The organism is Brenneria uluponensis (assembly GCF_032395385.1).
In the GTDB taxonomy this organism is placed as follows: Bacteria; Pseudomonadota; Gammaproteobacteria; order Enterobacterales; family Enterobacteriaceae; genus Prodigiosinella; species Prodigiosinella aquatilis.
Window position 1 is genome coordinate 119,803 of the sequence record NZ_CP135917.1, and the last position, 19,136, is coordinate 138,938.

Below are 19,136 nucleotides of genomic sequence, written 5' to 3' on the forward strand. Positions count from 1 at the left end.
GCAAAAAATTGCACGTAAATGCACAAATATTTTGGCATTTATTTTATCAGGGCAGACCAGACGGGGCGGGCCTTCCGCTGGTCTGCACATTTGCACAAAAAAGCGGGGTTTCTGCGTGCGGGCGTGGCGGGGGAGACCTCGCGCGCTGAGGGGGTTGGTAGGGGTATGTTGAATGATGGTTTTTTACGGCCAGACGGGGCCGTGGTGATGCTGTCGCTTTCTCAGGCAAACACCAATATTTCTTTTGGTTGCGCCTGTCACCGGCTCATTCAGATGGTTTTACGTGGGGTATGTTGAAGTGATAAAAATCCGGGCGTCATACAGTACGCCCGGTTTGTGCTGTGGTGATGACGTGAAAGTTTTTAACAGACTATCGCGAGGTTGCCAGCGCATACGGTGTAAACCGCAACACCTCGATCCCTAGCCAATCGTTTAACTCTTTGAGGCTTTCCATGATGGGTGTCAGTTCGTTGATGGCAAAGACCTTCGCGGCTTTCTCCACATCGCCAAACCCGCCGGTATTGTTCGGCATAATCCCCATAAGTTGAGGCGGCACACGGTGTGCGGCCAGCATGTCATCCCGCGTCGCATTCTTGATGCCGGTAAATTCATCTTTCGCAGTGATCTCACTGAACGGCAGAATTTGCAGTCCGTCTTTCTTCCCGCCTGCGGCATATACAAACAGGTTTTTAAATGCCCCTTTTCCGCGTGCGTTCTTTAATGAACTCTTCAGCTTATCCACATCAGTGCTGTTGGTGATCGGATCGGTCAGGTAAACAATGACCCCGGCGTGGCTACCGTTAATGTAATAATTACGCCGGAACAGCGTCGCCTCGCCGTTCAGCATGGCGGACTGCATCACCGCCATGTATTCAGGTGTGCCATAAATTTCCTGGTGAATGCTGGGGCTACGCACATGAAACACGCTGCCAGGTTCAAACGGGTAGTCCTCACTGTAGTAGGTCACAAACCAGTATTGCTCCAGTTGTTCCCCGCGTCGCATGTACTTAGCATGAGCGTGCTGGAGTGATAGCGGCTGGCCGAGCCGATTTTTACGCAGTTCCAGATAGGCATTACCAAATACCAGATAATCCAGTACAAAGGCGCTAAAGTTCTGCCGTGATAACAACGGATGCGGCTGGTAACAGGACATGATCACATTGCGTTTGAACGTGATTGGCGACTGATGATGCACGGCAACATCAAACATCCGTGCCAGACCGTAAGGGTTGACTGGCGGCTCATACCAGCGGCCATTCTTCGCACACTCCATACAATCCAGTAAATCGTGGATATCCATTACCGGTGTGGGATCGCCAAACGTAAACGACTGAAGGGACTCAACGGGTTTTTGTACTAACTCCGCGTCTATCGTCTGTCCGGTATGTGTGACGGTGGTAACTGCTGTCGGGTTTTTATAACGTGGTTTACGTGACATTAAAATTCCTCAATAAATCCGTCTGTGCCGCCGGAATCGCTGCTGATAGGTTCGTTGTGTAAGGCGTGCATGGCGGCCCAGGCTATATCGCCGTGGCTGGCTCCTTTGGTTCGGTCAGAGGCATACGTCACCATGCCGCCGGGCGTGACCAGTTTGCGAACGGTCATAAATGACGTGACCAGACTCATCATGCCCGCGTCGTACTCCAGACGGCCCGCACGGATCACCATCTGTGCTTTGAGTACCAGAGCGCGTTTTACACCCGGTGAATACTGGAATTTGACCGCCGCTGGGAAAAACTTCAGTACCAACTGATGCACGGCATCACCAATGCCAGTGCCGTCAATACCGATAAATTGCACGTTATAGCGCTGTGTTAGTTCGCTGATCGTGTCGGCTTGCTGTTCAAATGACATACCACGTAGTTGCCGGGTTTCGATCACCCGAAACTTGCCACCCGGCACGGCAGGCGGTGACAGTACGGCGATCGCTCCGCTGTCCCCTTTCCCGCTCTGTCCATTCGGATCGTAACCAACCCATACCGGGCGATTACCCAGCGGGCGCAAGGTGTAGGGCCGCCAGTCCGGCCACACATCATCGTTATAGCCATCGACACCGCAGTTAATCAGTGCGTTATAGTCAAAGGCACGTTCGCCGACACGAACGAATTCGCACATGTAGAGGTTGGAAAACTCGTCGGGGCTGTTTTCTGACTGGATTTCAGTGAGATCAACTTTATCGAATCCCAGATCCAGTGTGTCCATAATGGTGACAGTCTGCCGCCAGATATTGTCACCGCACAATTTCCCCTTCTTCAGTGTTTTATGACTGGTATCAATCGTAATCCGCTCTGCCTGGGGACGTGACTGGTTGTAATAGTCACCCGTCCAGAATCCGTATGCTTCGTGCTCCTCACTGGATGGCGTAGAAAAATAGGTACGACGTAACCCTTTGTGTGTTGCCATCCCAGCAGCAACTTTTCGCAGGTTGATAAAGTTGCTGACCCAAAATGCCTCGTCAAAATACAGGTCGCCGGTGTAACTCTGCGCGGTGGCCGCCGAGGTGCCGAGGAAGTACAGCGTCGCACCATTGGATAGCACGATGGCATCCCCGCCCTTGAGTTCTACCCCGATGGATTGCGCCAGCAACTGAATAAACCGTTTGAATTGGAACGCCTGCGCCCGGCTGGCAGACAGGAAGATCTGATTAGTGCCGGTTTCCAGCGCCCGTAACAATGCCTCGCGGGCAAAGTACCAACTGGCACCGATTTGACGGGATTTGAGAATGAAGCGGTTACGTTGTTTGCGTTGTTTATACCACCGCCGCTGATGCTCATACAGGCTATCCAGTACCAGGCTACGCAGTTGCGTTACTTGTTCGTCGGTAAAGTGATTCTTTGGTGTCTTCTTCCTTGTCTGCTTTTCCTGATCCTTCCGTTCGTCGCGCGAAAAACGCTCCAGCTGACGGGCCAGCAGGTCAACCAACTTACAGTCATGTGGTGTCAGCGTGTCTTTTTCAATCAACCTCAGATAGCGCACTTCCGTGCGTTCCTGCGCCCGTTGCATGGGCGTACTGCTGTCCCAGCCATCGCGTCGCCGCCATGAATACAGCGTGTTATGGCTGATACTCAGACGGTTTGCGATCTGCGGAATGCTGTATGCCTGCCAGTACAAGGCTTTGGCTTCGGTACGGATGTCAGTCTCTGTCATGCAAACAGGCTAACGCGCCCGCGCGCGGCAAAATATCAGCGCTGATTGTCTGGCTACAGCGACAAACGCCAGTAATGGCGCGGCTTATCGCTCATGAGGATGATGTCTGTATCGAAGTCATTCTCTTAACCGGAGTCTTAATCATGCCGATGTCTAAATACATCCGCGTCGCTGTTGAGGGCGCGACCACTGACGGGCGAGTTATCGAACGCCAGCACATTCAGGAAATTGCCGACAGCTTTAATCCGCAAATGTTCGGGGCGAGAGTCTTTCTTGAACACATCAAAGGGTTGGCACCTGATAGCCAGTTCGGCGCCTATGGCGATGTGATGGCGCTAAAAGCTGAAGATATCAAGGATGGGCCGCTGGCTGGCAAGCTGGGATTGTATGCACAAATCGACGCCACTGACGCGTTGGTCGAATTGAATAAGAAACGCCAGAAGATTTATAGCTCAATCGAGTTCAATCCCCTGTTTGCTGACACCGGCGGCGCGTACCTCACCTCACTGTCATTTACCGACAACCCGGCCAGCCTGGGAACAGAAATTTTAATGTTCTGTGCCAATAGCCAGACCAATCCATTAACCGCGCGGAAAACCGATCCGGCATGTCTGTTTACTGCTGCACTGGAAGTCGCTTTTGAACTGGAAGAGGCATCCGGTACGACCGGGACGATTGAACCTGGCCGCCACTTCTTTAGTCGCATCACAGAATTGCTCACCGGCGGGCAGAAAAAATTCAGCCAGGAAACCGGCGAACTGCGCCAGGCGGTTGAGTTGATCGCGGAAAGTCAGCGTGATGTGCTGGAGAAAACCGAGTGTTTCAGTGCGCTACAACAGGAAAACGCCGCGTTGAAACAACAGATTGATGGTTTGTCTACCTCGCTCACGGACATGAAACAACAGCTCGAAACACAGGATGGCAGCTTTAGCCAGCGCCCACCGGCCAGCGGCGGCGATCAGCAATCCAACATCGTGTTAGCGGACTGCTGACAGACCTTTTTAATTGAATAACGGAAATGACGATGAAAAACGAAACTCGTGTTCTGTGGGACGGCTTTATCAGCCGACAGGCAACACTGAACGGCGTACAGCCGTCACATGTCACCAAGCAGTTTACCGTGGCGCCCAGCGTTCAGCAGAAAATTGAAGACAAGGTTCAGAATTCAAGTGAATTGCTGCAAAAAATCAACATCACCGGGGTGTCTGAACAGGAAGGGGAAAAGTTGGGGCTGGGTATTAGTGGGCCGGTGTCGTCGTCTAACAGCTCCAGCACGGATCGCCGCGAACCTCGCAGTGTTCACACACTGGATGATGATAAGTACCGCTGTGAACAAACCAACTGTGATACCTACATTTCATATCCACAGTTGGATGCCTGGGCTAAATTCCCTGATTTTCAGCAGCGCATCAGTAATCAGATCATCCGGCGAAAAGCGCTGGATCGCATCCTGATTGGTTTTAACGGCACGTCCCATGCGGCCAAGTCTGACCTGACACAAAATCCCTTATTACAGGATGTCAATATCGGCTGGTTGCAGAAGTACCGTGCTAGTGCCCCACAGCGCGTGATGAAAAACATCACCGTCACCAGCCGTGACGATGAAAATAAGGTCGTCGCCAAAGGTATGTACGGCAACCTGGATGCGGTGGCATTTGATGCCGTTAACTCACTGCTGGATGAGTGGTTTAAACAGTCACCGGATCTGGTTGTTATCTGTGGTCGTCAGTTGATGTCCAGTCGTGAATTCCCGGTCATTAACGCTATCAGCACCAATAACCCGAACTCTGAAGCGCTTGCCGGACAGTTGCTGTTATCGCGTAAATCAATCGGCAATTTGCCGACCTTCATCGCACCTTATTTTCCTGATGGTTCCATGTTCATTACGCCGTTTAACAACCTCTCGATCTACTGGCAGGAAGAGAAACAGCGCCGCATGTTACGCGAAGAACCAGAATACAACCGCGTAGCGACCTATGAATCCTCAAATGACGCCTATGTCATTGAAGACTATGGCACTGGTTGCCTGATTGAAAATATTGCGTTTGCCGCATCGGAACCTGCACAGGGTTAATTATCACCGGGTAAGCATGCCGGGTAATTCCCGGCGATAAGGGGGCAACATGCTGACACCCGCACAGCGACATTTTCAGGAAGTGATGGCCCAACGTCGGGGACATTCCAATGCAAGCCGCTACACCGCTTATGAACAGCAGTTACACCGGCTGCGCATGGATAAATCAACGTTAAGCCAGATTCAATCTACCGCCGCTAAGGCCAGTGCCAAACGCGTGTTACTGCCGAATTATCAACCGTGGATTGATGGCGTGTTGGCAGCGGATACCGGTCAATCTGATGAGGTCATGACCACGCTAATGGTATGGGCGATCGACGCTGGTCAGATTGCAGAGGCATTACGCATCGCAGAATACGTTCTGCGACATAAATTACCCATGCCAGACCACTACAGCCGAACGGCGGCCACCATCGTAGTGGAGGAGATTTGCAGCCCGATACTGGCGGCGTTTAAAGCCGATGCCAGCCGGGCACCGTTGGCTATTGACCTGCTGTTACGGTTGGAACAACTAACGGTTGATGAGGACATGCCGGATCAGGTTCGCGCCAAGCTGTATAAGGCGTTGGGCTTTACCCTGCGTCTTAATCCCACCGAACAGGTAACCGCGCGTGAGTGGCTGCAACGGGCTATCACCCTGTTTAGTGATATTGGCGTTAAACGCGATATTGAGTTGCTGACCCGCGCCATCAAGAAAGCCGCCGAGACCAAGCCCAGTGATGAGATAACGCAAGGCAATGACGCGACACCGGACAGCGATAACACCCCCGTTAATGAGGCGGCTACCAAGACACCGGTAACCGCTGCCAAAACATCACGTAAAGCAATGGTTAAAACAGCACGTACCCGTAAGCGTGGTGCGTAACAGAATGTGCCCCCGCGCACCCAGGCGGCACGGTGCAACATCGGCTATCTCGCTTTGTGTTGCACCGTCCACCGCCTGACCTTTTGAGGTAAGGCTATGAGCATGATCTTTACTGAAGAGATAGGGCCGGTGACCGGTGACGAGATTAACGACGGGGAGGCTGTCGTTAATAGTCTCCCCTTCTGGCCGGAAATCCGGTTGGCCCGCCTGCGCAAAGCCATGCGTCTGGACGGGCAAGTCACCACTGATCGTCTACAGGATAAAACCGTGGAGGCTGTCGCCTACGTTAATGACCAACTCAGGGCATGGCGCTGTGAGCAAGAGCGCGTCGGTGCCACTACTCTGGCAGAGGTGAATGCCGACCCCGTAAACGGGGAATCAGTGCTGGTTTGGCGCTACCTCCGCGCGGTGTACTCCGTCAGTAAAGCGTTGCTGATTGAGGGCTACCGCGATATTGACACGACGCGAGAGGGGGAGAAGCACGCACAGGCGCTGACATCACAGATAGATACGCTGTGGCGTGATGGGCATTGGGCCATCCGTGATATCCAGGGTGAAAGCCGTGGTCTGGCGGAGCTGGTCTGATGCAAATCAGGGCACAACAAAACGATACCGTAGACCTGTTGTGCTGGCGTTACTACGGCAAAACAAACGGGGTAACCGAAGCGGTCTACGACGCGAATCCCGGTCTGTGTGAACACGGACCCTTACTGCCGGCGGGCTTGCCAGTCACGATGCCGGATGAGGTTACGCAGACACAACAGGAAATTGTACAGCTATGGGACTGAATAATGATCGCATTGCGTCCGCTATTACCTATTTCATGGCAACGCTAATAGCGACGGCGGGGCGACTGACACTCAGTGATTGGGCCACTGTGATTGGTATCGCTATCGGATTACTGACGTTTTTAGTTAACCGCAATCACAAGCGGCGTATCGAACGTGAGCAAGAACGACGCACCGACCTGATACGTGAGCTGGTCAATAAAGTTGATCATGACAATCTGCCGGAAACGCTTAGCGCTCTGCGAGAGATGAATAGACAGGACGCGAAACAATGAAAATCAGCATTCCTGACAGGTTGCGAAACCGGCTACTGGCTGCGGTTGTTTCTGGTTGCATCGCCATCAGCTCCGTGTTTGTCGGTTATTTTGAAGGAAAGAGCAATAGCGCGTACCGCGATCTGGGTGGCGTATGGACAGTGTGTTACGGCCATACCTCCGGGGTGAAACCCTCAGAGATTAAAACAGATGCTGAATGCGATGCCCTGTTACAGCAGGATCTACAACCCGCGCTATCAACGGTTGACCGTCTGGTGACAGTGCCTCTGAATGAGATTCAACGGGCTGCGCTGGTCAGTTTTGTTTTTAATGTCGGATCAGGGAATTTTCAACGCTCTACCTTGTTGAAAAAGTTAAATCAAGGGGACATTACCGGAGCATGTGACGAACTGCGACGCTGGAATAATGTTCATGGTGTGCCGTCTAAAGGATTATCCCACCGCCGAGAGACTGAGAGAGCGTTATGTCTGGGAAAACTATAGCCATCATTACAGCAATCGTACTGTTTTCAGTTACTGCATGGCTGGCAGAACACTACCGACAAAATGTGCAGCAACTGACGGCTGAACGTGACCGACTAAATAACGAGCGAACCAGCACAGCACGAATTTTAAGTAACCAACAGCAAACTTTTCATATCATGAATGCGATTTCAGCCGGGGCAGAAAATGATAAACGCCGAATACAACAGGATTCAGATACCCGTATTCAGGCAATTAATCAGACGTTGGCAGGTCAGCAATGTGCTGATAAGTATATCCCTGACACTGTGTCTGAGCAGTTGCTCAACTACGCAACCCGTTTACGTGCCGATACCGTGCCAGACATTACCGGCAAATCTGACAGCACCGACAGAGATCCCATTACCGCCGGGGGCGGGTAACCGGCTGACGTATGGGCAATCTGTTCAGTGGAATGATCTGTTATTAGCCGCACTGGAACGAGCCAACACAGATAAAAAGCACATACGTGAAGCGCAAGAAAAAATTCAGGAATTACGCCATGTTAAAACCGAATCTGTTAAGAAAAACGATTAGCCAACATGTGCCGTGGGTACGTGAAAACCCGGATCGCCTGGTTATCTACGTACAGCGTGGAAATATTGTCAGTCACGGCGGCGTGGCTGCGGCGTTTGAATTCCGTTATACGCTGGAAGTGTTGGCAATGGACTATCCCGGTACGCTGGATGATCTGGCCGTGCCGGTGTTGCTGTGGGCACGGGAGTATCAGCCTGATTTGTTGTTTAACCCGGAGCGTCGCAAGGATGGCATTAAATTTGATGCTGATCTGTTGAGTAACAGCACGATGGATGTGCTGATCAGTATTCAGGTAGATGAATCCGTAGTGGTTGAACAGCACGCCGGAAATATCCGCACCCGCCACCGGGCAGACACACCGCCGGATTTACTGGAAGGGATGGACTCCTGGGCGGCAATCATCAGTGATACGGCCAGTGTTGCTAAATCTGATGATCTGGCGAGTTAATGATGAGTGACGATACGTTGTTTCATGAGTTGGACAGTTATTTACAGACGGTGGCGCAACACCTGGCGGTCAATCAGCGTCGTCGGTTGTCGAGGCAAGTCGCGGCGGGCTTACGCCAACGTCAGCAAGCGCGGATAAACCGACAGCAAAATCCTGATGGCAGTTCCTACACGGAACGGCGGCGACAAACGCGTAGAACGCAAGGTGGTGTCCGCTTCATATGGAATGATGAAGTACGGGAGCTGCGTAACTGGCACAGCAGCAAAGGGCGTAGTGGTGATCGGATGATTACCGGTTTTGATGTAGAGCGTGGTGCGTTGCGCTCTTTTCTCCGCGCAGACATTGATCGATTCATTTCGATCAGCCTGAATAATGTTACGCAGACTCGACAGCGAAAAGTGAAGATGTTCCGCAAGCTGCGCACGGCACGCTTTTTGCGCATCAATGCCTCGCCTAATGTTGCCACCGTCGGTTACTCCGGGCAGGCGGCGAACATTGCCAGCATTCATCAGCATGGCGAGACAGAAAACATAGGCCATTCCAGCATCCGTTATCCGGCACGTGAACTGCTGGGACTGACTGTTGCTGATCTTGACTGGCTGGCCGATAGCGTGGTTGATTTTATTCAACCCGAATGATTGTCACCATTCCCCTACAAGCCTGACCGGTTGTTCGCACGCGCGTGAACCAACACACTGGCACCATCAGTTTTAACCAGGTGCCGCCATGAATGAAATTTTACGACTACTGCACAATCTGATCCGAATCGGCGTTGTCACTGACGTTGATTTGGCGCGGATGGTAGCACGTGTTGAAACCGGTGGTTTAAAAACGGATTGGATCCGATGGGGAGCTAATCGCGCCGGTGATGCCGTGACGTGGTGGTCGCCATCGGTCGGTGAAGCCGTTGTTATCATGGCCCCCGGCGGTGATCTGGCAACAGCGGTCATCATCACCAGTCTGTATTCGTCCGTTCATCCGGCACCCAGCACCAAACCGAAACATAATATTGTCACTTACCCCGACGGGGCCGTAACCGAATACGACGCCAGCATAGGCGCGTTGAAAGTCACCGGAGTGAAAACCGTCATCGTACAGGCGGCAGCGACGATCACACTGGATACGCCGGAAGTTATCTGTACACAACACCTGATAGCAAAAACCTTTTCATTCACAGACGGCGGAGAGATACGCGGCAATGTTGATCACGCCGGAGGTGCGCTGTCTTCCAATGGGGTAGTAGTGCATACCCATCAGCACAGTGGTGTTATCGGTGGTAGTGATAATACAGGCGGCCCATTATGAGTAGCGCGCAATACCTCGGGATGAATGCGCAGACCGGGCGCGCTATTACTGACGGTGATCATATCCGTCAATCGGTGAACGACATTCTGATCACACCATTGGGTAGCCGGGTAATGCGCCGTGAATACGGCTCAACACTATTTTCATTGATAGACCAACCATTTAACGATGTGCTGCGGATGAAAATTACGTCGGCAGCATACAGCGCGTTAATGCGTTGGGAACCGCGTATTTCTCCAACACGTATTACGCTGGTAGTTGGAACAGCAGGACGTCTCGCGGTTACTGTCCATGCTCAACGCACCGATACCCCCGTCTCTTTTAGCGCGGAGATTCAGTTATGAGCGGGATTGTCGATTTATCCCAACTGACCGCGCCGAATATTATTGACGAGCTGGACTATGAAACGCTCTACACCGCGCGGAAAGACACATTTATCGCATTATTCTCTGCGGACGTCCAAGACGTAATTCGCCGCACGCTGGCGCTGGAATCGGAACCGCTAACCAAGATGCTGCAATTGTCGGTTTATCATGAGTTGCTGTTACGCCAGCGTGTTAACGAAGCTGCACAGGCGGTCATGCTGTCGTACGCAACCGGGACAGACCTCGATCAACTCGCTGCAAATGTTAATGTCCAACGACTGACCATCACCGCCGCAGATGTTGAGGCAGTACCGCCAGTGGACGCAGTCATGGAATCTGATGCTGACTTGCGTACTCGTGCCCAACAGGCATTTGAAGGGCTAAGCGTCGCCGGGCCAACAGCCTCCTATGAATTTCACGCCCGTAGCGCTGATGGCCGCGTCGCTGACGCTACGGCGATCAGCCCCAGCCCGGCGGTAGTCGTCGTGTCTGTACTGTCACGTGAAAACGACGGTGCCGCCAGTGATGCCTTGCTGCAAATTGTCAGTACGGCGCTGAACAATGAAGACATGCGCCCGGTGGCTGATCGGGTAATGGTGCAATCAGCCACTATTGTGAGCTATGAAATTGACGCCCGGTTGTATCTGTATCCAGGCCCGGAATCAGAGCCTATCCGCGCCGCCGCTGAAACGCGTCTGCTAGCGTATATCAACGCACAGCACCGACTAGGACGGGATATCCGGCGGTCAGCTATTTATGCCGCTTTACATGCTGAGGGGGTACAGCGCGTTGAACTGATATCGCCATCTGATGATATCGTGCTGGATAAAACGCAAGCGTCGAATTGTTCCATCTGGACGTTAACCGCGGACTATGCCGATGAATAGTTTACTACCGGTGGGATCCTCATCACTGGAAGTTGCAGCGGCTAATGCATGTGCGCAGGTTGAAAATATTCCTGTACCACTGCGTCAACTCTGGAACCCGGATACCTGCCCGACCTCATTTCTTCCCTACCTTGCCTGGGCGTTTTCCGTTGACCGCTGGGATGAGCACTGGCCGGAGAGCGTAAAGCGCCAGGCGATAAAAAATGCGTTTTTTATTCATAAACACAAAGGCACACTCGGCGCATTACGGCGCGTCGTGGAGCCATTCGGCTACCTGATCCGCATCACCGAATGGTGGCAGACCGGCGACGCCCCCGGCACCTTCCGGCTGGATATTGGCGTGCAGGGCAATGGCATTACCGAGGAAACCTTTCTTGAGCTGGAGCGACTGATTGCCGACGCCAAACCGCTCAGCCGTCACCTGTTGGGTCTCTCCATCAATCTGGATGCCAGCGGAGATCTACCGGTGTCGGCCAGCAGTTACGGCGGCGATGAACTGACGGTGTACCCCTATTTTCCTGAAACCCTGACCATCTCTGGCGCGGATGTGCACGGGGTGGCTCTTCATCTGACTGATAATGTGAGCGTAACCGCATGAGTACCAAATATTTTGCACTGTTGACCCACATTGGTGCGGCACGACTGGCAAATGCCACCATGCTGGGTGGTCATCTGAATATTACCCATATGGCCGTTGGCGATGGTGGCGGAACATTACCCACCCCTGACCCGGCGCAAACCGAACTGGTGAATGAAATGCGCCGGGCACCGCTCAATTCGCTGACCATTGATGCCAATAACAGCAACCAGATTATTGCCGAACAGGTGATACCGGAAAACGAAGGCGGCTTCTGGATCCGGGAAATCGGGCTGTATGACGCTGACGACAATCTGATTGCCATTGCCAACTGCCCGGAAACCTACAAACCGCAGTTACAGGAAGGTTCCGGGCGTATCCAGACCGTGCGCATGATTTTGATTGTCAGCAACACGGAGGCGGTGACGCTGAAAATTGACCCGGCGGTGGTGTTGGCCACACGTCAATATGTTGATAACGCGGTTATTGAGGTAAAAACCTATACCGACAGCCAGCTAGCGGCGCATGTCGCCGCCGCCAACCCCCATAAACAATATGCCCCGATTAACAGCCCGGCATTGACTGGCACGCCGACGGCACCGACGCCGACACAGGAAAATAACAGCACACGGATTGCTACAACGGAGTTTGTTCGGTCTGCCGTCGGCGATTTTTCTGCCGAATCATTCAAGAATCGGCTGGCCGACAATGGGTATCAAATGCTGCCGAGCGGCCTGATCTTGCAATGGGGAACACTATCAATGACCTCAACGTCTGCCAATACGTACACAATATTACCGTTTTTGTTTCCGATCACGTTCCCTGCTGCACTGTGTTCGATATCGGGATCGATCCGGACAGGGCTTGCGGGTGATGCGTATACCAGCTTCTCGTTTGAGAAAGCAACCAATGCGGGGGCTACGTTGTATTACACTACTGCTGGAACCGACATGTTTCCGACCATAAACTGGATGGCTGTGGGGTACTGATAATGCCATATTATTCAAAATCTACGGGTGGCTTTTATGCCATCCCCATTCACGGTAATGCGATGCCATCTGATGTGGTTGAAATTAACGCTGATTACTATCAACAATTATTGAACGAGCAATCTAATGGAAATGTCATCCAATTTAATGACGCGGCTGAACAGCCCATCGCTGTACAACCTCCTGGGCTGTCAACAGCAGAACTTGCCGCAGCGGCAGTGAAAACAGCAGAGAACGAATTACTGAGTCGTCGCGCAACCGCTAACGCCCGTATCACAGAACTCACCTATGCGGTGGATCTGGCTCTGGCAACCGACGAGGAAAAAGCGGCTTTGACCGACTGGAAAAAATACGTAGTGCTGCTGAGCCGCATCAATACCGCTACTGCGCCGGATATCGACTGGCCGACGGTGCCGGGCGAATAAGAAACGGCCCGTCAGGGCCGCTTTGTTTGATGTATTCAACTGAATTACCAGGTTATATCCCGATATCAATATCAGCCAAATCACTTAACATTTCCCGTAGATCTTCACTAACCCGTTCCAGATTTAGTGTGAATGATATTTTTCGCGCTTTGCCATCATCAAAAAATACCGTGCGGGTTTCGTTGATGCTGGTTATCACATACATACCATAAATTTTTCCTGTCCCCTCAATCAACGGCCATGCTTTACCCGTGTATGCCATCACCTTTAGCGCGGACAGTGACAGATCGCCGCCGGTGATTTCCGGGTACAGTTCACCAGACAACATGACCTTATCCTCACCGGGGCCGATGTACTGATAACGTGGTGATTTCCCTACCCGGTCATTTTTTACATGCCGCCAGGCGTTTTGTTGTTCCAGCGTCTGGTACGGTACTGTCTTCAGCATGAAAACGAACATCCCTAAAATCATCATCATGATGTTTATCCTTATGCGTGATCGGTAAATTGAGAGCCGCGCCGCCGCTGTTTATCACGCTCGGCGGCCTGTAGTTCGTGCCTGATACGCACCGCAAGTTTGTTCTCGTCAAGATTACGGGCGTCATGAATACTGATGTTGATGGTATAGCTGTCTGTGCTGGCTATTCCGGACGACATAGACGCCTTTATCTGTGCTGCTGTTGGATTTCCTACCGGCACGCCAGCCAACGCGGGTTGAACGGCGAACGGCATAACGGAAGACGCCAATTCCCCGGCAGTTTGTTTAATACGATCAAGCAAGGGTGCCTTTTTCTGTGCCTGTGCTATCCGGGTTTCGTTATATCCACCGTTTAGCCGTAATGCTGGAGGGACGTTTTTAAACACAATGTCGCCCAACTTGTTCGGATCCTTTTCCGCTGTCGGCTGAGTGGTCGCTGTACTGCTATCTGCTGACGACTTGCGTCGCTCTGTTCCGTAAACAGGTTGACTATCAGCAAGTGGGGTATTGTTGCTGGCGGTGTCTCCAGTCTTGACAATGGCGTCTGATTTCTTAGGCAGCTTAGGTTCCCATTCCTGGGCAACCATTTTCTTCTGCTTCTCATCCCAGACATACATAACTGTTTTTTTCTGCGTAGTGCCTTGTTCCGGAATCGCACTGTTCATCTGATTAGCGGCGGCCTGTGCCGCGCTGGCTGCTTCGGGGATAACACCGAGTTTTTCCAGTATCAAGCCGATCCCCTTTGCCACTTTCAGTATTACAGAAATTAATCCCTTTAATACCGTGCCTACCACATTACCAAATGCTTCACCGGCGTTTTTGCAGGCTTCCAGATCCTGTGTTGATGACTGAACGGGTTGCAGCAGTTTGGTGAACCAGTCCCATACGCGCCCTATCGCCACACCAATAGAATCAAACATCGTTGACAGCGGGGCAAACGCTGCTTTCAGTGGTTCCAGTTGCGACATAATGCCACTGAAATAGCCGCTAAAAAACGCCTTCAGTGGCTCCCAATACTTGTAAATCAACAGACCCACACCGACAAGAGCGGCACCGATTAAACCGATCGGGCTAAACAGCAACATGATACCGGTACGCAAGATGTTAAATGCGCTCATCCCGGCCCCGCTGAGAGCGGAAAAACCGGACACGGCAAGAGAGCGTAATCCGTTGCCTAATGCCGATAAGGCGGCTCCTGGTCGTGTAAATGCCATTGTCAGCACATTGCCTACCCGTCCCGCTCCACCGAGTAACGATATAAATATCCCGCGCCCCATCCCGGCGATACGTTGCCACAAACCACCCAGCGCGCCGCTGGCCGTGGTGGCAGCCGCACGCCATGACAACAACGACGCTGGCACACGAGACAGCGACGGCAGTAATCCACTCAGACTGAAAGAAAAACGGCTAGTGAGGAATGACAGTAGCCCGAACCCACGGCCACCAGTCAGCATGGTGATGCTAAGGCGCATTAGCGCCAGCGGGCCAAGGATGCCAGCCACCAGGATAGCCATTGCACCCAATGCCGCGGTTAGACCTGCAATCACTAAAGATCCGGTGACCAGCGCAGAGGTAAGCTTAGGGTGTGCTTTCATCCACTCCCCGATGACTTTCAATAGCGACGTGAATTTTTGGGTTAATCTACGCAGTGGAGAATCAATGCTTTCCTCCATTTGAATGCCTAGCGACTCCCACGCAGACTTCATGCTTTTGATATCGCCGTCCAGATTATTAGCCATAATCCTGGCATTCTTTTCAGCTTCACCGCGTGCATTCTGTAGTTGGCGGGTCAGTATTTGAAGTTTGCCGCTTCCGGCGGATTCAACCAACGTTTGCAAGCCGATAAATGCTTCTTCACCCGCGATATCTTTCCAGAAACTGACCTGATCGACCTGGCCATATTTTTTTGATTGATTGTATAAATCAGTCAGGATTTGCTCTGTTGGTCGCATCTTGCCATTGGCATCTGCAACCGAAACGCCTAATTCGTCCAGTGCCTTCTTGGCTGCGGCAGTTGGTGAGGCCAGACGACTCAGGCTGGCACGAAGTGCCGTACCCGCCATGCTGCCGCGAATCCCCTTATCTGCCAATGCGCCGGACATTGCGGCCATTGATTCCAGGCTGACACCGAGTTTTGCTGCAACCGGGCCAGCGTAGACCATTGTTTCACCGAGCTGGCGCAAATCGGTGTTTGTACGTGTAAATGTGCCGGTTAGCACATCACTGACGCGTCCCATCTGATCTGCACTCAACTGGAACTGGCTTAGGACGTTAGAGCCAATATCAGATGATTCCCCCAATTCCATACCGCCGGCCATTGCCATGTTTAATACACCGGGCAATGCGGCCTTAATGGCCTGTGGCGTGAAACCGGCCATTGCCAGAAATGCCTGACCGGTTGCCGCGTCACCGGCAGTAAATGCCGTGGTAGCACCGAGTGTTCTTGCTTGGTCACGTAATTGTGCCAACCTCGGGTCTGTCTTATCCATGCGGGTAAGGGCTTGCACCCGCGCCATGTTTTTATCAAAATCGATGCCAGGATTCATGGTTCGCTGTGCGGCATACAACATTCCGGAACCGGTAACCGCCGCTTTCATGCCTCCCGACATCAGCTTGCCCTGCATTTCCTTTGCCTTGTTGTAACGGGACTGTGCCAGGCTGATGGCTGATAACCGGCGCTGTTGTTCGGCTAACTGACGGTTGTAACGGGCGGTATGCTGGCTGATCTGCTCTGTCGCCTTTCGGCTGCGATCGATAACAATGCCCTGTTGAGCAAATGACACCCGGAGTTGTGACAGGCGTTGTTGTTCGTCTTTCTGTGCCCGGCCTAACTGACTGATAACGGCCCGCTGCTTGTTCAATGCGGCGGTTTGTTCTTCGGTGCGTCCACGCAAAGGGCCAAACTCGGTACGCATGGCCGCCGCTTTAGCTTTCGCCTCTGCCAGTTGGCGGGTGGTTTTATTCGATGCTGTGGTCAGGCGATCAAAGCTGCTGGCTTGTTTCTCCAGATCTTTGATTGTTGATTGCGTGGTCTTGATTTGTGATGCCAATGCCGCCGCACTCTGGCGGGCAGCATTGACCGGGCGAGTCAGGTTATTGATGGCGTTAAACGCCACTTTGATACTGAGATTACGATCTGTCATTCCGGGTTTCCGCTTCTTGCGGCTGCCCGGCTACGCCATGCGATTAACTCATTCATCGTCATGTCGTACATTGCCGACGGCGGCCAGTGGAAAATAGCAGCGATGTCGGCCATTACGTCTTCAATGCTGTTGAAAGGGCATTGAATTACGCGTCGTCCGTCTCCGCTTCGTTCGCTGCCAAACTCGGTTGCAAAAAAGTGGCCACCGCATTAGTCAACTGGCAGAAATCCCATATATCCATTTTCGCCAGTTCCTCTTTAAGTAGTGCAGGCTGGGTTACACGCGGTAACAATGTCATGAGGGCATCAACATCGGACGTCATGACGTCATACACTTTCAGGCCACGCAACGATCCAGCGTGTCGCAGTGTATCGGTGATGGTCACTTCTGCTACATCACCGCCCGCACGCTGGATCGGTGTTTGCAAAACAATTAATTGAGTCATTGTGTATTTTCCTGTTACAGACCTAAATTGGCGCGGTGTTTTTCCAGCATGTCCACACCGCCTACTTTGTAAACCATGTTCAACACATCTACTTCGATCACCTCTTCACTGTTGATGGTCATCTTGTAGTAGGTGTTTTTCAGGGTGTACTTATGGGACGTATCGTCACCTACTTTTGCCGACCCCTGATCCACTTCAGTAAAACGCCCTCGCGCCTGAATTTCGCACGGCACCGGATCACCAGTGGATTCATCCTGATAAGAGCCAGCAAAACGGATTTGCACACCATCAGCGGACGCATTACCCGTCTTCTTCAGCAGACCGGCATCGATCCCGCCCACCGTAATTTCCATGTCCAGCGCGGAGGCTTCAAAGCCGAAATCTATCGCCACACTGCCGGGCATTCCTGCGCCCTGATAGTCTTCCATTTTGCGGCTGAGTTTGGCCGGGGTGATTTCCGGCACCTGTCCGAAGTAGTTGTCACCATCGATAAACAGGTTGAAATATTTCAGTTTTTTAGGCAGTGCCATGATTAGCCCCCGAACGTGTTAGCAAACACCGCGTAATACTCGTCCGTAAACTCCTGGATCAGATCCAGATGTTCCAGCGGCGGCACAGGTGTGTAGTTGTACTTAATGGTGAGCTTGCCGGTGCGCAGCGTTTCACTGGTGTTGGTATCCTTGTCGTACCAGCATCTGGCACCCAGCAGTTTACCGGCGGTCACCAATGCGGTGAGCTTGCGGTTAATGCCATCTACAACGTCTTTTGCCAGCGATGGCGTCAGCGGCTTATCGATGTAGAAAAAGTGCGCTTCTGCAATGGTATCCGCGATGATCTGTGCGGTGCGGGTGTAACTCTCAAACAGGAACGTTTCACGGTCACAGGTACGCGAACCCCAAAAGCGAAAGCCGTTTTGTTTAATCAGCGTGGTGATGCTGTTACTGTTCAGGTAGTCAGCATCGGTATCGGTTCCCTGTAACGTAAAATACACGTCTTTATCAATCCCCAGCACACCATCCACCGTGACGTTTGACAGCACTTTGTGCCAGCCCTGATCCGCGTCAATTTTTGCGCGTAACCCTAGCGCGTAAGCTGACGCCGGAACTGTAATAGAGGTGTCTGTCGTAGCATCGTAAGCGATAAAATTCGGCCAGATGATCATCAGTTCACGCTGAGAAAAGTTTTCCCGATAGGTTTTCGCCTCAGACATGTTTTTACAGCCATATGCCGCCGCATACGTGAATGCACGTAACTTCTCAGCGATAATGACCAGTTGTGCGGTAACCGGCTGTGTATCTAATAGCGGCACGCCCAGCACTCGCGGGCGATATCCTACGCGGGCCTCGGCAGTCAACAGTGCATACAGGCCGGTGTAACGTCCGTTTTCGTCAGAACCACCGATAATAAGTTGATCCTGTGACGGCACGGCCTCCCCCTCCTGGGGCTGGATATTGGCGGCATCCGCTACACGGATAACAATGGTTTTCGGGCTGGCCTGGTCGGAAATGGCCTTCAATGTTGTGTACAGTGTCCCGGTTTTACCCGCCTTCCCCAGCACGGCAGAAACACGCGTTAGTAATACCGGTTCGTTCAATGGGAACGTGGTGGCGTCGGCGTCATCCGCTGTACACACCACGCCAATCACTGACGAATCAATGTCAGTGATGATGGTGCTTAATTCCGTGGATTCGCCGACTGTCACGCCGTGATGATAATTGTCACTCATGGTTGCCTCGGTGTTTCAAATGTCCGCCATCATCATCACCGACCACAGCACCCGGCGCACGGCGTTTGCATTGTCGCCCGTCACCGACAATAGCCGGGAGTTGTTCACGCGCGCGCACATAGCGACGATGCAGGCAGTAACGGAGAGTGAACCATGTCAATA

At 52.4% G+C, this 19,136-nt stretch carries 26 protein-coding genes; 17 read left to right on the plus strand and 9 right to left on the minus strand.

The genetic code is table 11. The features are described 5' to 3' along the window. Positions 1 to 370: 370 nt before the first annotated feature. Both RS889_RS00580 and RS889_RS00585 read right to left on the minus strand, forming a co-directional pair. The gene (locus RS889_RS00580) at positions 371 to 1,438 is read right to left on the minus strand and encodes a phage portal protein (protein WP_315708978.1); all 1,068 of its coding nucleotides are present in this window, start codon (positions 1,436 to 1,438) and stop codon (positions 371 to 373) included. Further along, positions 1,438 to 3,147 (minus strand): terminase large subunit domain-containing protein, encoded by a 1,710-nt coding sequence (locus tag RS889_RS00585; RefSeq protein ID WP_315708979.1) that lies wholly within the window; start codon positions 3,145 to 3,147, stop codon positions 1,438 to 1,440. The genes RS889_RS00580 and RS889_RS00585 overlap by 1 nt, the downstream gene beginning before the upstream one ends. Positions 3,148 to 3,290: 143 nt before the next feature. On the opposite strand from RS889_RS00585, the gene RS889_RS00590 reads away from it, so the two are divergent. The 17 genes from RS889_RS00590 (at position 3,291) to RS889_RS00665 (ending at position 13,182) form a co-directional block, all read left to right on the plus strand. Continuing rightward, the gene (locus RS889_RS00590) at positions 3,291 to 4,139 is read left to right on the plus strand and encodes a GPO family capsid scaffolding protein (protein ID WP_315708980.1); all 849 of its coding nucleotides are present in this window, start codon (positions 3,291 to 3,293) and stop codon (positions 4,137 to 4,139) included. 32 nt (positions 4,140 to 4,171) lie between these two features. Beyond that, positions 4,172 to 5,221 carry a phage major capsid protein, P2 family gene (locus tag RS889_RS00595; protein ID WP_315708981.1) on the plus strand — a complete coding sequence of 350 codons (1,050 nt, stop codon included), beginning with the start codon at positions 4,172 to 4,174 and terminating at the stop codon, positions 5,219 to 5,221. A gap of 49 nt (positions 5,222 to 5,270) precedes the next feature. Continuing rightward, positions 5,271 to 6,086 carry a phage terminase small subunit gene (gene gpM / locus RS889_RS00600; protein WP_315708982.1) on the plus strand — a complete coding sequence of 272 codons (816 nt, stop codon included), beginning with the start codon at positions 5,271 to 5,273 and terminating at the stop codon, positions 6,084 to 6,086. 96 nt (positions 6,087 to 6,182) lie between these two features. After that, a complete protein-coding gene (locus RS889_RS00605; protein WP_315708983.1) occupies positions 6,183 to 6,671 on the plus strand; it encodes a head completion/stabilization protein in 489 nt (162 codons plus the stop codon). Beyond that, positions 6,671 to 6,874, plus strand: a complete 204-nt coding sequence (locus tag RS889_RS00610) for a tail protein X (RefSeq protein WP_315708984.1) — start codon at positions 6,671 to 6,673, stop codon at positions 6,872 to 6,874. The genes RS889_RS00605 and RS889_RS00610 overlap by 1 nt, the downstream gene beginning before the upstream one ends. Beyond that, a complete protein-coding gene (locus RS889_RS00615; protein WP_315708985.1) occupies positions 6,865 to 7,149 on the plus strand; it encodes an HP1 family phage holin in 285 nt (94 codons plus the stop codon). The genes RS889_RS00610 and RS889_RS00615 overlap by 10 nt, the downstream gene beginning before the upstream one ends. Beyond that, positions 7,146 to 7,631, plus strand: a complete 486-nt coding sequence (locus tag RS889_RS00620; protein WP_315708986.1) for a lysozyme — start codon at positions 7,146 to 7,148, stop codon at positions 7,629 to 7,631. Before RS889_RS00615 ends, RS889_RS00620 begins: the two co-directional genes overlap by 4 nt. Then, positions 7,613 to 8,032 (plus strand): hypothetical protein, encoded by a 420-nt coding sequence (locus RS889_RS00625; RefSeq protein ID WP_315708987.1) that lies wholly within the window; start codon positions 7,613 to 7,615, stop codon positions 8,030 to 8,032. The genes RS889_RS00620 and RS889_RS00625 overlap by 19 nt, the downstream gene beginning before the upstream one ends. After that, the gene (gene lysC, locus RS889_RS23705; protein ID WP_425475166.1) at positions 7,956 to 8,186 is read left to right on the plus strand and encodes an Rz1-like lysis system protein LysC; all 231 of its coding nucleotides are present in this window, start codon (positions 7,956 to 7,958) and stop codon (positions 8,184 to 8,186) included. Before RS889_RS00625 ends, lysC begins: the two co-directional genes overlap by 77 nt. After that, positions 8,152 to 8,634, plus strand: coding sequence for a phage tail protein (locus RS889_RS00630; protein ID WP_315708988.1), 483 nt, complete (start codon positions 8,152 to 8,154; stop codon positions 8,632 to 8,634). The genes lysC and RS889_RS00630 overlap by 35 nt, the downstream gene beginning before the upstream one ends. After that, positions 8,634 to 9,272 carry a phage virion morphogenesis protein gene (locus RS889_RS00635; protein WP_315708989.1) on the plus strand — a complete coding sequence of 213 codons (639 nt, stop codon included), beginning with the start codon at positions 8,634 to 8,636 and terminating at the stop codon, positions 9,270 to 9,272. Before RS889_RS00630 ends, RS889_RS00635 begins: the two co-directional genes overlap by 1 nt. 88 nt (positions 9,273 to 9,360) lie before the next feature. Then, positions 9,361 to 9,939 carry a phage baseplate assembly protein V gene (locus RS889_RS00640; RefSeq protein ID WP_315708990.1) on the plus strand — a complete coding sequence of 193 codons (579 nt, stop codon included), beginning with the start codon at positions 9,361 to 9,363 and terminating at the stop codon, positions 9,937 to 9,939. After that, a complete protein-coding gene (locus tag RS889_RS00645) occupies positions 9,936 to 10,283 on the plus strand; it encodes a GPW/gp25 family protein (RefSeq protein ID WP_315708991.1) in 348 nt (115 codons plus the stop codon). Before RS889_RS00640 ends, RS889_RS00645 begins: the two co-directional genes overlap by 4 nt. Continuing rightward, complete coding sequence (locus RS889_RS00650) at positions 10,280 to 11,191, plus strand: baseplate J/gp47 family protein (protein WP_315708992.1); 912 nt, start codon at positions 10,280 to 10,282, stop codon at positions 11,189 to 11,191. The genes RS889_RS00645 and RS889_RS00650 overlap by 4 nt, the downstream gene beginning before the upstream one ends. Then, on the plus strand, positions 11,178 to 11,789 hold the full coding sequence (locus tag RS889_RS00655) for a phage tail protein I (protein ID WP_315708993.1): 612 nt from the start codon (positions 11,178 to 11,180) through the stop codon (positions 11,787 to 11,789). Before RS889_RS00650 ends, RS889_RS00655 begins: the two co-directional genes overlap by 14 nt. After that, entirely contained in the window at positions 11,786 to 12,757 is a 972-nt protein-coding gene (locus RS889_RS00660; RefSeq protein WP_315708994.1) for a phage tail protein, read from the plus strand. The genes RS889_RS00655 and RS889_RS00660 overlap by 4 nt, the downstream gene beginning before the upstream one ends. Before the next feature lie 2 nt (positions 12,758 to 12,759). Further along, positions 12,760 to 13,182, plus strand: a complete 423-nt coding sequence (locus tag RS889_RS00665; RefSeq protein WP_315708995.1) for a tail fiber assembly protein — start codon at positions 12,760 to 12,762, stop codon at positions 13,180 to 13,182. 52 nt (positions 13,183 to 13,234) lie between these two features. Here RS889_RS00665 and RS889_RS00670 read toward each other — a convergent pair whose 3' ends face one another. From RS889_RS00670 to RS889_RS00700, 7 genes are read right to left on the minus strand one after another with little or no spacing between them, the layout of a single operon-like run. Then, a complete protein-coding gene (locus RS889_RS00670; RefSeq protein WP_315708996.1) occupies positions 13,235 to 13,660 on the minus strand; it encodes a phage tail protein in 426 nt (141 codons plus the stop codon). A gap of 11 nt (positions 13,661 to 13,671) precedes the next feature. Beyond that, positions 13,672 to 16,803: a phage tail tape measure protein gene (locus RS889_RS00675; protein ID WP_315708997.1), complete on the minus strand. Its 3,132-nt coding sequence runs from the start codon at positions 16,801 to 16,803 to the stop codon at positions 13,672 to 13,674. Further along, a complete protein-coding gene (locus RS889_RS00680; protein WP_315708998.1) occupies positions 16,800 to 16,916 on the minus strand; it encodes a GpE family phage tail protein in 117 nt (38 codons plus the stop codon). The genes RS889_RS00675 and RS889_RS00680 overlap by 4 nt, the downstream gene beginning before the upstream one ends. Before the next feature lie 32 nt (positions 16,917 to 16,948). Then, positions 16,949 to 17,248, minus strand: a complete 300-nt coding sequence (locus RS889_RS00685) for a phage tail assembly protein (RefSeq protein WP_315708999.1) — start codon at positions 17,246 to 17,248, stop codon at positions 16,949 to 16,951. Between the two features lie 14 nt (positions 17,249 to 17,262). Then, positions 17,263 to 17,778 (minus strand): phage major tail tube protein, encoded by a 516-nt coding sequence (locus RS889_RS00690; RefSeq protein ID WP_315709000.1) that lies wholly within the window; start codon positions 17,776 to 17,778, stop codon positions 17,263 to 17,265. Between the two features lie 2 nt (positions 17,779 to 17,780). Further along, positions 17,781 to 18,974, minus strand: a complete 1,194-nt coding sequence (locus RS889_RS00695; protein ID WP_315709001.1) for a phage tail sheath subtilisin-like domain-containing protein — start codon at positions 18,972 to 18,974, stop codon at positions 17,781 to 17,783. Then, entirely contained in the window at positions 18,967 to 19,134 is a 168-nt protein-coding gene (locus RS889_RS00700; protein ID WP_315709002.1) for a hypothetical protein, read from the minus strand. Before RS889_RS00700 ends, RS889_RS00695 begins: the two co-directional genes overlap by 8 nt. Positions 19,135 to 19,136 lie beyond the last annotated feature (2 nt).